This is a genomic window from Burkholderia sola (genome assembly GCF_905400185.1).
Lineage (GTDB): Bacteria > Pseudomonadota > Gammaproteobacteria > Burkholderiales > Burkholderiaceae > Burkholderia > Burkholderia sola.
On sequence record NZ_FR989677.1, the window covers coordinates 638,105 to 652,598 of the forward strand.

Here is a 14,494-nt window from a genome sequence, read left to right on the forward strand (position 1 = left end):
AATATCAGTCGAGGATGCGCATCGTGCGGTCGACCAGCGCGAGCATGTCGTGCTCGGACACACCGGTTTTCCCCAGCACGCGCATCCCTTCGATCTGGCAGACAAGCAAACGCGCCAGCACCTGTTCGTCCTGCTCCGCGATCTCGCCGCTTGCCTGGCCACGGACGATCGCACCGGCATAGAGCTGTTGCAGGCGTCGGAACAGGCGCCCGGTGCGTTCCGCGACATCGGCGTCGCGCGCGGCCAGTTCGGTGGTCATCGCGACCGCGAGACATCCGCGCCGGCCCGCGTCGCCGACGGACAGGCGCGCATAGCGCAGCAGCGAATCGCGAATCGCATCCTTCACGGCGCCGGGTTGCGACAGGATGTCCGCGGTCGCCTTGAGCCCATCGGCCATGTACAGGTCGAGCGCCGCCAGCAGCAGCGCCTTCTTGTCGCCGAACGCCTTGTACAGGCTGCCGCGCGACAGGCCGGTGCCGGCCATCAGGTCGGGCAGGGACGCGCCCTCGTATCCGCGGTCCCAGAAAACGTCCATCGCGTCGCGCGCGGCATCGCCAAGTTCGAATTCGCGCGGACGGCCCACGCCAGCCGGATTTGCCATGATCGGTTTCGCAAACGATGCGGTGCCTGAAGTTGGAGTGATTATATGGACCGATCGGTTCCGATGTCAACGTGTGTGTCGACCGGGCGCGGCGATGGTCGCCCCCGGGTGCCGCGCACCCGTCGCTGGCCACCGGACCGTTCACGCGCCCGACAGCCCGACGCACACCGGCGGCGCACGATCGCCCCACGGCGCGGCGCGTTCGAGCTGGGCGGCGAGCGAGAACAGCAGCGACTCCGCGCCGAATGCCGCCGCGAACTGGCTGCCGATCGGCAAACCTTGTTCGTCCCGGTAAAGCGGCACCGACATCGCGGGCTGGCCGGTCGCGTTGAACCAAGCGGTGAACGGCGAAAACCGATGCGACCGATCGATGACGTCGCTCAACGATTGCGCGTCGTCCACCGTCGCGAGTGCGGCCGGTGCGAGCGGCGGCATCGCGAGCGTCGGCGTCAGCAAAACGTCGTAGCGCTCCATCAACCGGCCGAACGTCCTGCCCAACGCATGGATCCAGTCGACCGCGCCCGCGTACTCGGCGCCGCTCACGTTGCCCTTTTCGCGCACGATGATGCGGGTGCGCGCCTCGATTTCGTCGTCGCGTAGCGGCGCGTGTCGCTGAGCGCCGATCGTGTCGAGCAGTGCGCGCGTTTGCGCGCCGATGATCGTGAACACGTGGCCATAGAAAGCGGCCGAATCGACGGGACTGTCGAGCGGCTCGACGTCATGTCCGAGCGAGCGCAGCAACGCGACGGTATGGTCCAGTGCGGCTCGGCATGCCGGATGAAGCGGCCAGGGCGGCGCGTGCTCGATCACGGCGATTCTCAGCGGCCGCGGATCGCGCTGCGTGGCCGCGAGAAACGTGTCGGCCTGGTGCGGCGACGCATAGGGCGCGCCGATATCGGCGCCGGCGGTCAGGTCCAGCAACGCGGCGCTGTCGCGCACCGAGCGCGTGATCGCGTGGTTGATGCCCATGCCGGCCCATCCCTCGCCGATCATCGGGCCATTCGGCGTTCGGCCGCGCGTCGGCTTCAACCCGAATACGCCGCAACAGGAAGCGGGCACCCGCAACGAGCCGCCGCCGTCGTTGCCGTGCGCGAACGGCAGCACGCGGGCGGCGACGAGCGCCGCCGCGGCGCCGCTCGAACCGCCGGCGCTCACGTGCGGATGCCACGGATTGCGCGTGACGCCGAAACGCGCGGACGACGTGCAATAAGACGTGCCCAGTTCCGGCGACAACGAGGTCCCCGCGATCGGTATGCCGGCCCGCCGCAGCCGCGCCACGAGTTCGCCGTCGAAGTCCGGCCGGTAGTCGCCGAACAAAAACGATCCGTTCGACATCCGCGCGCCGCGCACCGGCATGAACAGGTCCTTGATCAGCGTCGGGACGCCGGCGAGTATGCTTTCGCGCCCGGTGACGGACGACGCGGCCTGTCTCGCCGAGTCGTCGAGTCGTTCCGCCACGGCATTCAGCGCGGGGTTGAGCGTATCGAGACTGGCGAGCACGGCGTCCAGCAATTCGGTCGGCCGTACTTCTTTTGCACGGACGAGCGCTGCGAGCGCGATGCCGTCGTGCGTGGCGATGAGCGTCTGAAAATCTTTCATGGGTCTAGGGTTCGGGAACGGGAAAACGTGAATGGGTTATGCGTCGTCGCGACGGCGAAGCGCCGGCAACAACCACGACAACGCGGCGACGGCCGTGCCCGCCGCAATCGCGAACACCGCCGCGCGCAATCCGCCGAATGCCTGCGCACAGCCGAGCACGACGAGCGGGCTGACGAACTGGCCCAGATAGAGCGCGGCCGTGAAACCGCCGAGGCCGCGGCCGCGCATCGCGAGCGACAGCGTGCGCATTAGCGGCAGGATCGCATTGGGCACCAGCATGCCGCCGCCGAAGCCGTGAATCACGACCGCCACGACGATGGCCGGCACCGTATGCGCGCGGGCCAGCAAGAACAGGCCCGCCGCGAGCAGCGCCAGGAGCACGACGTTGACGAAGCGGCGGCCGAGCGCGTCGCGCAACCATGGCCACGCGATCGAACCGGCCAGCGTCGACAGCAGGCCGACGCCCGCGACCGCACCGATCATCGTCGACGAGCGCTGGCCGATGTCGACCATCAGCTGCGGCATCTGCACCGGCACCACGAACGAACTGACCATGCCGATGCAGATCAACCCGTAGCCGACCGCGAGCGTCGGCGCGAGCCGGTTGCCGGCCGGCGGCGTGCCGTTGTCGGCCGGCCCGGCGGGCTGACCGTCGCGCAGCGGTTCCCACAGCACGGTCGCAATCGCCGGCACGAGCAGGATCGGCAACAGGTACAGATAGAACGGGTAGCGCCACGCGTGCTCGCCGGCCGCGCCGCCGAGCACGAAAAACACCGTGCCGACGATACCGATCGTGACGACCTGCCGGTTCACGTAGCGCACCCGCTGTTCGCCATGCCAGTAATCGCCGATCAGCGTCGTGCAGCAGGTCATCACGCACGCTTCCGCCGCGCCGAGCGCGAGCCGGCACACGAGGATCGCGGCGAGGCTGTCGAGCCACGCCGGCGCCGCGCCGACGAGCCCGTACACGAGCGTCGCGAGCAACAGCAACATCTTGCGTCCGACGCGATCGGCCAGCCAGCCGGCGAGCGGCGCGCACAGCGCGATCGCGAGCGCGGGGCCCGTCGCGATGAGCGGCACGAGCGCGGCCATGCGCGGGTCGGCCGGCACGAATTCGGCCGCGAGTTTCGGCAGGATCGGCGCGATCATGACCGCGCCCATCACGGTGAGACTGCTGCCGAGCAGCAGTACGGCGCCCTGGCGGGTACCGGCCTGCCGGGCGGCACGCGGGTAGGCGGGCGCGGATTGCGTTGAGGAAAGCGGATTCATCGACGGCTCCCGAATCGGAACATCAGAACGACAGCGCGGCACGCAGCGCGATCTGGTAACCCTGCGCGCGGTTCCGCGCGCCGAATTCCTTGTACGCATGCAGCCAGACCGCGGGCTTGCCCGGCTCGACGTAACTGATCGCCGGGCCCAGCGCATTCACGCGCGCGCGGTTGCCGTCGATGGTCGGGCCGTGGTCGTTGCTCAACTGCCGCTCGATGTAGCCGCCCAGGCCCGCCGTGAAAGGGCCGATGTGCTGGCCGAGCGCGAATTCCTGGCGGAACCCGGTGCCGCTGCGATAGTTCGTCGCGCGGTTGGTCGTGTTCTGATCGATCTCGATGCTGGTCGAGATTTCGAATCCGCTAGCGGTGATGTACGTCGCGCCGATGATCGGCGAGAAGGTCCAGTGGTTGACGCCCGGATTGAAGAGCCGTGTGGCGCGATACGCACCGGTCGGCGCCTGCACCTGCAGCGCGACGTTGACGAACAGGTTCGGCGAGGTCCATGCGAGGATCAGCGGCTGGAAGTCCGCATCGCCGATGTTGGTCGGATCGGCCGACATCGCGAGCGTGCCGGCCGGCGTCGGCACGTTCACGTGGCCGTTCAGGTTCAGGAACGGCACGACCGCGCCGAAGCCGACGTTCGCGCCGAACAGTTTCGCGTTCGTCATCCGGATGTACGCGAGGCTCCAGGACGCGACCGTCAGCGAGAAGTCGGTGTTGCCGCCGTTGCGGATCGTGCGGGTCGAGTAGTACGCGAAGCGCGTGGCGAGCGTGCCGTTCGGCGTGGGCGGCGGCGTGATGCCCGCGCCGAAATCGAATACGCCGAACGGCGTGATCGGACCGTCGTTTTCGAGCGCGTGGGCGTGCTGGCAGGCGAGCGTGGCCGCCAACGTGCCGATCGCGACGGCGGTGGTGCGTGTGCGGCAGCGCCGCACGCCGTGCGGACGTCTGAGGATTTCCATCGTGCCGTTCCCCGTACAGTTGAAATGTGTACGGAGTCTAGGAACGTCAAAATCCGGCGCGTTATCCGCTTTTGGTAATTATCGCGGCGGGCGTTTGAGCGTGTCGGACGGCAGTTCGCCGAACAGTTCCCGGTAGTGCGACGCGAACCGGCTCAGGTGCCAGAAGCCCCAGCGGCACGCGACGTCGCTGACCGACGTGCTCGCCGGGGAATGTTCGCGCAGTTCGCGGCGCACCGCGTTCAGCCGCAGCACGCGCAGGTACCACGCGGGGTGCGTGCCGAGGATTTCCTCGAAGCAATACTGCAATTTGCGCCGGCTCGCGCCGACTTCGCGGCATACGTCGAGCACCGTCAACGGCACATCGGGCCGTGCCGCGACGAGTTCGCGCACGCGATCGACGACGCGGTGCCGCGCGGATGGATCGAGCCGCACGGGGCGGCCGGCGGCTTCCATCGCGTGCACGAGTTCGACCAGGATGGCGTCGCGCAGCGACTTGCGCGTGTGCGGCCGGGCGAGCGGGCGCTCCGGTGTATCGCACGCCCCGAAGCCGGCCACCAGCAACGAGGTCAGTGCGTGATGGCGTGCGGCGGGCACCCGCAGGATGCGGGTTTCGTTCGACGATACGCGGTCGCCGTCTTCGTCCTGATCGCCGAGCCACGCCAGTTGGTGCAGCGTGTCGTTGGGCACCGTCAACAGCACGACGTCCTGATGGTCGGGCGTGCGCAGTTCCGGCAGCGAGGTGCCGCCGGAGACGAGCAAGGCCTTGTCGCGCAGCAGCGCGCCGCCGCAGAAGCCGGCGCCGGCGGTTTCCAGCGGGATGCTGAACGACGTGCTGCCGGCGCACTGGTCGCCGCGCTTGAGCAGCGCGCGGTTCACGCGTTCGCGCAGCAACTGCATGCCGTCGAAGCGGATTTCATGCAGCGTGCCATGGAACGGCCCGGGCGACAGCTGATCGAGCCGGATCGACCAGCCGTGCGTGCATTCCGCGTGGGTATCGACATCCTCGCTGGCGAAGCGCCGGATCAACGGCAGCGCGTCAGGCGCGGTGTCGGCAAGGCTTGCGGCGGACGACAGCGGAGCGGAATGCATGGCGAGTGGGGCGGTGGACGAGGCGTCCGCCGACAATGCGCACACAAATTCCGGTTGGCAATGCGTTTTTACCCGGGGCCGCGGGTGCGGTGCCGCCGCGGATGACGGGACGCCGCGTCGGGCATGCATGATTCGGTATGGCGCCCGCACCCGCAAGGACCCGCCAGCGGGCGCGGAACGCGCAACGGGAAATCGAACGCGCGGCGACGCCGGTTCAGTCGAGCCCGCCCTGGCACAGATACTTGATCGACAGATAGTCGTCGAGGCCATAACGCGAGCCTTCGCGACCATAGCCCGATTCCTTCACGCCGCCGAACGGCGCGGCCTCGCTCGCGAGCGCGCCTTCGTTGATCCCGACGATGCCGGTTTCGAGCCGCGCCGACACGCGCGCTATGCGCCGCACGTTCTGCGTGTAGAAATACGCGGCGAGCCCGAACGGCGTGTCGTTCGCGGCGTCGACCGCTTCGTCCTCCGTATCGAACCGGAACAGCGCGGCGACCGGGCCGAAGGTTTCCTCGCAGGTCAGCTGCATGTCGGCGGTGGCGTCGGCGAGCACGGTCGGCGCGTAATAGTTCGCACCGAGCTCGGTCAGGCGCTTGCCGCCCGTCAGCACGCGCGCGCCGCGTTCGACGGCATCGCCGACGTGCCGCGCGATCTTGTCGACCGCGCGCGCGTTGATCATCGGGCCGATCTGCGCGGCCGGGTCCGTCGCCGGCGCAACCTTCAGCGCGGCGACGCGCGCGGCGAGCTTCGCGGCGAATGCATCGTAGACGCCGGCCTGCACGTACACGCGATTCGGCGACACGCACGTCTGCCCGCCGTTGCGGAACTTGGCGGCCATCAGCCCGTCGACCGCGGCATCGAGCTCCGCATCGTCGAACACGATGAACGGTGCATTGCCGCCCAACTCCAGCGACAGCTTCTTCAACGTCGCCGCCGAGTCGCGCGCGAGCAGCTTGCCGACGGCCGTCGAGCCGGTGAACGTGATCTTGCGCACGCGGCCGTCGGCGAGCCAGTCGGCCGCGGCTTCCACGCCGCGTTCGCGCGACGCGGTAATCAGGTTCAGCACGCCGGCCGGCACGCCGGCTTCCTGCGCGAGAAACGCGAGCGCGAGCGCGGTCAGCGGCGTGTCCTCCGCCGGCTTCGCGACGACCGTGCAGCCGGCCGCGAGCGCGGGTGCGATCTTGCGCGCGATCATCGCGAGCGGGAAATTCCACGGCGTGATCGCCGCGACGACGCCGATCGGCTCCTTCACCGCGCTGAGCCGCTTGCCGCGCTGCTGCTGCGGGATCAGGTCGCCGTACGTGCGCGTCGCTTCCTCGGCGAACCACAGCACGTACGACGCACCGTACGCGACTTCGCCGCGCGCTTCGGCAAGCGGCTTGCCCTGTTCGCGCGACATCAGCTTCGCGAGATCGTCGGTGTGCGCGACGATCGCCGCATGCCAGGCACGCAGGATCGCGGCGCGTTCGCGCGCGGGCGTCGCGCGCCACGCGGGCAGCGCGCGGGCCGCCGCGTCGGTCGCCGCGCGGGCGTCGGCGGCGCCGCTGTCGGGTGCGTGGGCAACGGTATCGAGCGTGGCCGGATCGGTGACGGCGAAGCGGCGGCCGTCGAGCGCATCGCGCCAGGCGCCGTCGATCAGGTTGGCGGTGCGGACGAGTTCGGTTCGGGACAGCGTAAGCGGCATGACAGTTCCTTGAATGAAGCGGTTCGGCGGCAACGACAACGACAGCGACAACGACGGCGGAGCGGGCGCGCGACGACCCCACGCGGACAGCGGGCTGCCGCGTTCAGGGGGGGCGCGCGTACGTCAGTGACGTTCGCCGAACAGCGATTCGAGCGGGTAGTGCCGTTTGACGAACGGCGATTTGATGATCACGTAACTGAAATACTTCTCGATGCCGATGTTCTGCTCGAGCAGCCCTTCGACGATCGTCTGGTAATGGCTCACGCTGCGCGTGATGAACTTCAGCAGATAGTCGTAGCCGCCGCTCGCGAGGTGGCATTCGACGATCTCGTCGACGTTGCGGATCGCCGCGACGAAGCGGTCGAAATCCTCGCGCCGGTGGTCGGCCAGCGTGACCTCGGTAAACACGACCTGCACGTCGCCGAGTTTCTCGAGCTGGATGTGCGCGCCGTAGCCGCCGATGTAGCCGGCCTTCTCGAGCCGCTTCACGCGGATCAGGCATGGACTGGGCGACAGCCCGACCGCATCGGCCAGCTCGACGTTGGTCATGCGGCCGCGCTTCTGCAACTGGGAGAGGATGCGCAGGTCGATGCGATCCAGCTTGCTGTCCGTCATGTTCACGTGAGAAGGCAAAAATGGAATGTCCGGTTACTTTAGAGTCGAACGATGGCGGCCACAAGCCCGGCTTTCCCTTGTCCGGTCAGGCCGGCTGCGCGTGCGCGGCGTCGAGCGCGCGCTGCACGCCCGCATCGGCCAGCACGTCGTCGAGCGTCTTGCGCACGCGTTCGAACAGCAGGTCGAACTCGCCCGCGGTGAAGCTCAGCGCCGGCGCGAAGCCGAGCACGCCGTCGCCGAACGCGCGGAACACCACGCCGTTCGCGTACGCGGCGGCCGCGATCTTGTCGGGCACGTTCAGCGCCGGGTCGAAGCGCGTCTTGTGCACCTTGTCGGCCACCAGTTCGAGCGCGCCGAGCAGGCCGACCGAACGGGCGTCGCCGACGAGCGGATGCGCGCGCAGCGCGTCGAGCCCCGCGGCGAAGCGCGGCGCCAGCGCCTGGCCGTTCGCGAGCAGCCCGCCTTCGTGATAGAGCTTCAGCACCTCGAGGCCGATCGCCGCGCTCACCGGGTGCGCGGAATACGTATGGCCGTGGCCGACCACCGGCGCATCGGCGCGGTCGCCCGCGATCCCCTCGTAGATTTCGTCGGACATCAGCACCGCGCCCATCGGCGCATAGCCGGCGGTCAGGCCCTTCGCGACCGTCATCAGGTCCGGATCGACCTGCTCGGCCTCGCAGGCGAACAGCGGGCCGGTGCGGCCGAAGCCGGTGATCACCTCGTCGGCGACGAACAGGATGCCGAGACGCCGGCACGCGTTGCGCATCGCCTTCAGCCAGCCGGCCGGCGGCACGATCACGCCGCCGGAACCCTGCACCGGCTCGCAGAAGAACGCGGCGACGTTGTCCGCGCCGAGTTCGGCGACCTTCGCTTCGAGTGCGGCGACCGACGCGGCGATCAGCGCCTGCGGATCGTCGCCGAGCGGATGGCGGTACGGGTAGGGCGACGGAATATGGTGCTGGTCCGCGCGCGGCAGGTCGAAATGACGGTGGAACGCGGGCAGTGCGGTGAGGCCGGCGCCGACCGACGACGAACCGTGATAGCCGCGTTCCAGCGCGATCATCTGCTTCTTCGACGGGCGGCCGGTCGCGTTGAAATAATGCGTGATGAAACGGATCGCGGAATCGACCGCGTCCGAACCGCCGAGCGTGAAGTACACGCGGTTCAGCGACGGCGGCGCGAGCGCGGCGAGCCGTTCGGCGAGTTCGATCGCCGGCTGCGAGCCGAAGTGGAAATAACCGGTCGCGTAGGGCAGCTTCGCCATCTGGTCGGCGGCGGCCTTCACGATGCTGTCGCGGCCGTAGCCGACGTTCACGCACCACAGGCCCGAGAACGCGTCGAGCAGCGTGTGGCCCGCGGCGTCGCGCAGGAACACGCCGTCCGCGGATTCCAGCACGGTGACGCCGCGCGCCTCGTGCGCACGGTAGTTGACGACGGGGTGGATCAGATGTTGACGATCGGCTTCGATCAGCGCGGCTTGGTTCATGGGAAGGCGGGACTCTCGTCAGGTGTCAGCGGTGAGTTCATGCTAACGCGCGAGAATTCCGCGTGCGTCTTCAATTTGCGGCCTGAAACGTATGCGCGCGGCGTTTGTGCGGGGCGCTTCGGCATTTTCTGCTGCGCGCCCGGCGGGCCGGGCGCGCAGCAGGTCAGTAGCCGCGCGTACGATCGACGACGCCGATCATCGGCTGCCCCGCGCGATGGCGCGCGAGGTTCGCGAGCACCGCGTCGACCGCGGTGTCGGGCCGCGTCGCGCTGGCGATGTGCGGCGTGATGCGAATGCGCGGATGCGTCCAGAACGGATGGCCGGCCGGCAGCGGTTCGGGGTCCGTCACGTCGAGGATCGCGCTGTCGACGCGGCCGCTCGCGAGCGCCGCGAGCAGCGCGGCTTCATCGAGTTGCGGGCCGCGCCCGACCTGCACGAGCGACGCGCCGGCCGGTAGCGCGTCGAACACGCGTGCGCCGAGCAGCCCGCGCGTGCTGTCGGTGAGCGGCAGCAGGCAGATCAGGATGTCGGTGCGGGCGAGGAACGCGTCGAGCGCCGCATCGCCCGCGTAGCAGTCGATGCCGTCGAGCGTGCGCGGCGTGCGGCTCCAGCCGGCGCACGGGAAACCGAAGCGCCGCAGCGTGTCGAGCACGGCCTGGCCGAGCGTGCCGAGCCCGAGCACGCCGACGCGCCGCGACGCGGCCGCGCGTACGGGATGCTCGCGCCACACCTGGTCGCGCTGCTGCGTCGCATAGTCGAACAGGTCGCGATGGATCGTCAGCACGGCCTGCGTCACGTATTCGACCATCCCTTCGACGATGCCCGGCTCGATCATCCGCACGACGGGGATGTGCGAAGGCACGCGCGACAGGTCGAACTGGTCGATGCCGGCGCCGACCGAGAACACGACTTCGAGATTCGGCAGCAGCCCGACCGGATCGTCCGGCGGCTGCCAGGCGGCGAGATAGCGGACGGCCGCGGCGTCGCCGAGGTCCGGCCAGATCCGGAACGGCAGGTCGGGCGCCTGTTGCGCGAAGCGTGCCGCCCACTGCGCGCCGCGCACCGGGTCGGCCTTGTACAGGAAGCTCATCGTCGGTGTCCTTCAGCCGAGTGCCTGGCTCACGATCGCGAACGCACGCAGCGCCGGGTCGCGCGCCGGCGTCGTGCCGCGCGCCATCGCGACGACGGTATCGACGCGCGGCAGCCCGAGCCCTTCCAGCCAGTCGGACAGCCCGCTGTCGCTGGGCAAGTCGAGCCGCACGAACATCCCCTCGTTCAACGCGAGCCAGTGGCTGATCAGCGCCTGCGCGCGCAGCGCATCCGGCGCGATCACCGGGCCGATCACGTGGCCCGGGCCGAAACGGCGGAACAGCGCGAAGCCGAGCAACTCGCCGTCGCGATCGAGCGCGATGCCGTTCGCGACGTCGAGCAGCGCATCGGTCACCGCGCCGCGTTCGTAGCCGGCCGCACGCGACGCGAGCGCGGCGAGGCGCGGCCCGTCGTTGGTGCCGAGCGGGCGCAGGCGCTCGCCGGGCGGCAGCGAGATCAGCGGCGGCCGGAACGCCGCGCCCTGATGCTGGTCGATCGTATCGATCGGCTCGAAGCCGAACGCGGCGTACAGCGGCTCGCGCCCCAGCATCGCATGCAGAAAGACGGTTCGTGTGCCGAAGCCGTCGAGCGCGCGGGCCAGGAGCTCGCGCTCGATGCCGCCGCCCGCCCGCTCGGGCGACACGATCACCATGCCGAGCGCCGCGTGCGATTCGCCGAGGCGCCAGCCGAGTGCGGTCCCCACGACGCCGGTCTCGTCTTCGGCCACGATGCCGCTGCCGAGCTGGAACGCGAAGCGCCAGTCGTCGAGCCGGTGCGGCCACTTGACCGCCTCCGACAGCCGATGGGCGGCGGGCAGGTCGGTTTCGGCGAACGGGCGATAGGTGAGCGTGCGGGAAGAATTGAGGTCGGACACGCCGGACTCCGGATGGGTAGAAATGACCTATCGACTCTGCCAGCGACCCACGGGCGCGGATAGGACGATTCGCCTGTTTTCCGGCGGTGACGGACGCGCCCGCGAGATCGACGCAAACCCGTTCGATCGATGCGGACGAACGCGCTGATCGTGCCGGCGCGGCCGGTCAATCCCACCACTCCTGCTGTGGGAACGCCGCTACGATGAATGCGCGGCCGCGCTGCCGCCTGCCCGGAGGGCTGCGCCGGCAGGCGAGCCCGCTGCGGCAGCACGCCGCCCACCGGCCGGCCGCGCCGCGCCCGATCGCGCCGCAGATCGTGCTGCATGTGCCGGGCAACACGCGGCGATTCTGCGTTTTGAGCGACGCCGAACGATGCGCGAACGACTTTTTGCCCTGATTCAATTTCGTTAAACCCAGCCCACCCCCGGCCCTGCCGGGGCTTCACACCGACAGGACGTCACCATGATCCAGTTTGAACCGAAGTACATCACCTTCGACTGCTACGGCACGCTGACCCATTTCCGGATGGCCGAGACGGCGCGCGAAATCTATGCGGACCGGCTGTCGCCGGCCGCGATGGAGGCCTTCGTGCGCGCGTTCGCCGCCTATCGGCTCGACGAGGTGCTCGGTGCGTGGAAGCCGTACCGCGACGTCGTCGTCAACTCGGTCCGCCGCACCTGCGCGCGGCTCGGCGTGAAGTTCGACGAAGCCGAGGCCGAGCTTTTCTATCATGCGGTGCCGACGTGGGGCCCGCACCCGGACGTGCCGGCCGGGCTGTCGCGGCTGGCGTCGAAGTACAAGCTGGTGATCCTGTCGAATGCGATGGACGAGCAGATCATGAGCAACGTCGACAAGCTCGGCGCGCCGTTCCACGCGGTGTTCACCGCGCAGCAGGCGCAATCGTACAAGCCGCGGATGCAGGGCTTCGAATACATGTTCGACAAGCTCGGCTGCAAGCCGGAGGACGTGCTGCACGTGTCGTCGAGCCTGCGCTACGACCTGATGACGGCCGAGGATCTCGGGATCAAGCACAAGGCGTTCGTGAACCGCGGCCACGAGCCGGGCACGCCGTTCTACAACTATTACGAAGTGTCGGACATCGGCCAGCTCGCGACGCAGCTCGGGCTGTAAGCCGGCTGCGCCGGCAGATCCATCGAACGCGCGACGGGACGCAGCCGTGATGCCGGCGCGTCCCGTCACGCGTTCGATCAGCGTACGAAACGAGGGTAATTACCGATATCGAGTCGTTCAAGGCGGGGCCGCCCGGGCCGATATATGTACCGAACGGTTAATATTTCGAGGCCCCCGCATGAAGTTGTCCACCAAACTGCTGATGCTCGTCGCCGCGGCGCTGCTCGGCGTCGTCCTGCTCGCCGCGTTGTCGCTGCACACGCTGCGCGACGCGCTGATCGACAGCCGCCGCGAAGAGATCGTCATTCTGCTGACCAAGGCCGAGCATCTGGTCGATTCGTATCGCGCGCTGCAGACGAGCGGCACGCTCACGCAGGAGCAGGCGCAGCAGCAGGCCAAGGCCGCGCTGGCGGCGCTCAACGCGAATTCGAAGAGCTACTTCTGGGTCACGACGTCCGACGGCGTCAACCTCGTGCACCCGAACGCGAAGTTCATCGGCACGCGCGCGAAAGGCAACCGCACGACCAGCGGCATGACCGACAGCGAGGCGTACCGCGCGGGGATGGCGCAGGCGCATTTCGCGCTCGTCGACGTGCTGATCAAGCGCAGCCCCGACGCGGACCTGGAGCCGAAGCTGCAGGGCGTGGTCGCGATTCCGGACTGGAACTGGTGGATCGGCACCGGATTTTTCTACGACGACATCAACGCGGCGTTTGCCCGACTCGCGATGGTGCTCGGCGCCGTCGCGCTCGTCATCGCCGCGGCGCTCGCGGCCATCGCATGGGGCGTGCTGCGCAGCGTCAGGCGCACGCTCGGCGGCGAGCCCGCGCATGCGACGCAGATCGCCGCCCGCATCGCCGCCGGCGAACTGGACGTGCAGTTCGATACGGCGCACGCCGCGCCCGGCAGCCTGCTCGTCGCGCTGGGCGACATGAAGGCGCGGCTGACCGACACCATCGCCGAGATCCAGACCACGACCCACTCGATCGCCACCGGCACCGGCGAGATCGCGCAAGGCAACCTGGATCTGTCGCAGCGCACCGAGCAGCAGGCCGCGTCGTTGCAGGAAACGGCGGCGAGCATGGAGCAGATCACGTCCACGGTCAAACAGAACGCCGACAACGCACGTCAGGCGAATGCGCTCGTGGCCCAGGCGAAGGATGCGACCGAACTCGGCGGCGCCGCTGTGCAGGCCGTCGTCGAAACGATGCGGCAGATTTCGGATGGATCGGTGCGGATCGCGGACATTACCGTCGTCATCGAAAGCATCGCATTCCAGACCAACATTCTCGCGCTCAACGCCGCGGTGGAAGCCGCGCGGGCCGGCGAGGAGGGGCGCGGGTTCGCCGTCGTCGCGTCGGAAGTGCGTTCGCTCGCGCAACGCAGCGCCGCGGCCGCGAAGGACATCAAGGGATTGATCGACGCGTCGGTCGAGCGGGCCGGCAGCGGCAGCCGGCTCGTCGAGACGGCCGGCGAGCGGATGACGGAGATCGTCCGGTCGATCGACCGGGTGGCCGACATCATGGGCGAGATTTCGGCGGCATCGGCCGAGCAAAGCACCGGCATCGAACAGATCGGGCTGGCGGTCGCGCAAATGGACGAAGTCACCCAGCAGAACGCCGCGCTCGTCGAGCAGGCGGCTGCGGCCGCCTCGTCGCTGGACGAGCAGGCGGCGCGCCTGCGGGCCGCCGTATCGGTATTCCGGCTCGCTGCGTGACGGCTTCGCGCCGTCCGTTCGCGGCCGGCGCATCCTCTGCTTCTCGGGCGCCGCGCTGGCGGCCGCCCGGCGTGCGCGTCGACATGCCGGTGACGCACGCGTCGCCTGACGGCTGCACGGTCCCGGTTTCCCGGTAGTCCCGTGATCTTCCCGTCTTCCCGCCAAGCCGCTCCGATCGAGCGGTATTCCTCTGAACTTTCCTGTGCGACGTCCCGTCGCGATCCCCACCGTCGACGCCCGTGCATGCGGCGATCTGCCGCAATGCGCCGCTCATTTCGGCCGTCGTCGGCATGCGCACACGCATTCGACACAAACGTGCGGTTTGCGTGAGCCAAACGCGCGCCGGATGCCGAACGGGCAATTTTGTCGGCGCAA

At 69.0% G+C, this 14,494-nt stretch carries 13 protein-coding genes; 3 read left to right on the forward strand and 10 right to left on the reverse strand.

The window, feature by feature from the left end; translation table 11 throughout:
- Positions 1–4: 4 nt before the first annotated feature.
- The 10 genes from KR541_RS32890 to KR541_RS32935 all read right to left on the reverse strand — a co-directional run bounded on the left by KR541_RS32890 (position 5) and on the right by KR541_RS32935 (position 11,270).
- Positions 5–601 (reverse strand): TetR/AcrR family transcriptional regulator, encoded by a 597-nt coding sequence (locus KR541_RS32890; RefSeq protein ID WP_050016842.1) that lies wholly within the window; start codon positions 599–601, stop codon positions 5–7.
- Between the two features lie 141 nt (positions 602–742).
- Positions 743–2,200: an amidase gene (locus tag KR541_RS32895; RefSeq protein ID WP_050016843.1), complete on the reverse strand. Its 1,458-nt coding sequence runs from the start codon at positions 2,198–2,200 to the stop codon at positions 743–745.
- Positions 2,201–2,236: 36 nt separating this feature from the next.
- Entirely contained in the window at positions 2,237–3,469 is a 1,233-nt protein-coding gene (locus tag KR541_RS32900) for an MFS transporter (protein WP_050016845.1), read from the reverse strand.
- Between the two features lie 22 nt (positions 3,470–3,491).
- Entirely contained in the window at positions 3,492–4,430 is a 939-nt protein-coding gene (locus tag KR541_RS32905; protein ID WP_216090100.1) for a SphA family protein, read from the reverse strand.
- A gap of 78 nt (positions 4,431–4,508) precedes the next feature.
- Positions 4,509–5,519 (reverse strand): helix-turn-helix domain-containing protein, encoded by a 1,011-nt coding sequence (locus tag KR541_RS32910; protein ID WP_089490414.1) that lies wholly within the window; start codon positions 5,517–5,519, stop codon positions 4,509–4,511.
- Between the two features lie 214 nt (positions 5,520–5,733).
- Positions 5,734–7,206, reverse strand: coding sequence for an NAD-dependent succinate-semialdehyde dehydrogenase (locus KR541_RS32915; RefSeq protein ID WP_050016851.1), 1,473 nt, complete (start codon positions 7,204–7,206; stop codon positions 5,734–5,736).
- Between the two features lie 123 nt (positions 7,207–7,329).
- On the reverse strand, positions 7,330–7,821 hold the full coding sequence (locus KR541_RS32920; protein ID WP_006749694.1) for an Lrp/AsnC family transcriptional regulator: 492 nt from the start codon (positions 7,819–7,821) through the stop codon (positions 7,330–7,332).
- Positions 7,822–7,906: 85 nt separating this feature from the next.
- Entirely contained in the window at positions 7,907–9,307 is a 1,401-nt protein-coding gene (locus KR541_RS32925) for an aspartate aminotransferase family protein (protein ID WP_050016857.1), read from the reverse strand.
- Positions 9,308–9,470: 163 nt separating this feature from the next.
- Entirely contained in the window at positions 9,471–10,397 is a 927-nt protein-coding gene (locus KR541_RS32930; protein WP_050016859.1) for a 2-hydroxyacid dehydrogenase, read from the reverse strand.
- A 12-nt stretch (positions 10,398–10,409) separates the two neighbouring features.
- The gene (locus KR541_RS32935) at positions 10,410–11,270 is read right to left on the reverse strand and encodes a GNAT family N-acetyltransferase (protein WP_216090101.1); all 861 of its coding nucleotides are present in this window, start codon (positions 11,268–11,270) and stop codon (positions 10,410–10,412) included.
- 203 nt (positions 11,271–11,473) lie between these two features.
- On the opposite strand from KR541_RS32935, the gene KR541_RS32940 reads away from it, so the two are divergent.
- The 3 genes from KR541_RS32940 to KR541_RS32950 all read left to right on the forward strand — a co-directional run bounded on the left by KR541_RS32940 (position 11,474) and on the right by KR541_RS32950 (position 14,119).
- A complete protein-coding gene (locus tag KR541_RS32940; RefSeq protein ID WP_089490412.1) occupies positions 11,474–11,668 on the forward strand; it encodes a hypothetical protein in 195 nt (64 codons plus the stop codon).
- Positions 11,669–11,733: 65 nt separating this feature from the next.
- Entirely contained in the window at positions 11,734–12,402 is a 669-nt protein-coding gene (locus tag KR541_RS32945) for a haloacid dehalogenase type II (RefSeq protein ID WP_050016866.1), read from the forward strand.
- A 178-nt stretch (positions 12,403–12,580) separates the two neighbouring features.
- On the forward strand, positions 12,581–14,119 hold the full coding sequence (locus KR541_RS32950; RefSeq protein ID WP_050016867.1) for a methyl-accepting chemotaxis protein: 1,539 nt from the start codon (positions 12,581–12,583) through the stop codon (positions 14,117–14,119).
- Positions 14,120–14,494: the final 375 nt, after the last annotated feature.

Excerpts from the sequence above, each read along its gene's own strand:
- KR541_RS32925 (WP_050016857.1), bottom strand. The coding sequence starts at position 9,307 with ATGAACCAAGCCGCGCTGATCGAAGCCGATCGTCAACATCTGATCCAC.
- KR541_RS32895 (WP_050016843.1), bottom strand. The coding sequence starts at position 2,200 with ATGAAAGATTTTCAGACGCTCATCGCCACGCACGACGGCATCGCGCTC.
- KR541_RS32900 (WP_050016845.1), bottom strand. The coding sequence starts at position 3,469 with ATGAATCCGCTTTCCTCAACGCAATCCGCGCCCGCCTACCCGCGTGCC.
- KR541_RS32905 (WP_216090100.1), bottom strand. The coding sequence starts at position 4,430 with ATGGAAATCCTCAGACGTCCGCACGGCGTGCGGCGCTGCCGCACACGC.
- KR541_RS32940 (WP_089490412.1), top strand. The coding sequence starts at position 11,474 with ATGAATGCGCGGCCGCGCTGCCGCCTGCCCGGAGGGCTGCGCCGGCAG.
- KR541_RS32915 (WP_050016851.1), bottom strand. The coding sequence starts at position 7,206 with ATGCCGCTTACGCTGTCCCGAACCGAACTCGTCCGCACCGCCAACCTG.
- KR541_RS32950 (WP_050016867.1), top strand. The coding sequence starts at position 12,581 with ATGAAGTTGTCCACCAAACTGCTGATGCTCGTCGCCGCGGCGCTGCTC.
- KR541_RS32920 (WP_006749694.1), bottom strand. The coding sequence starts at position 7,821 with ATGACGGACAGCAAGCTGGATCGCATCGACCTGCGCATCCTCTCCCAG.
- KR541_RS32945 (WP_050016866.1), top strand. The coding sequence starts at position 11,734 with ATGATCCAGTTTGAACCGAAGTACATCACCTTCGACTGCTACGGCACG.
- KR541_RS32890 (WP_050016842.1), bottom strand. The coding sequence starts at position 601 with ATGGCAAATCCGGCTGGCGTGGGCCGTCCGCGCGAATTCGAACTTGGC.
- KR541_RS32910 (WP_089490414.1), bottom strand. The coding sequence starts at position 5,519 with ATGCATTCCGCTCCGCTGTCGTCCGCCGCAAGCCTTGCCGACACCGCG.
- KR541_RS32930 (WP_050016859.1), bottom strand. The coding sequence starts at position 10,397 with ATGAGCTTCCTGTACAAGGCCGACCCGGTGCGCGGCGCGCAGTGGGCG.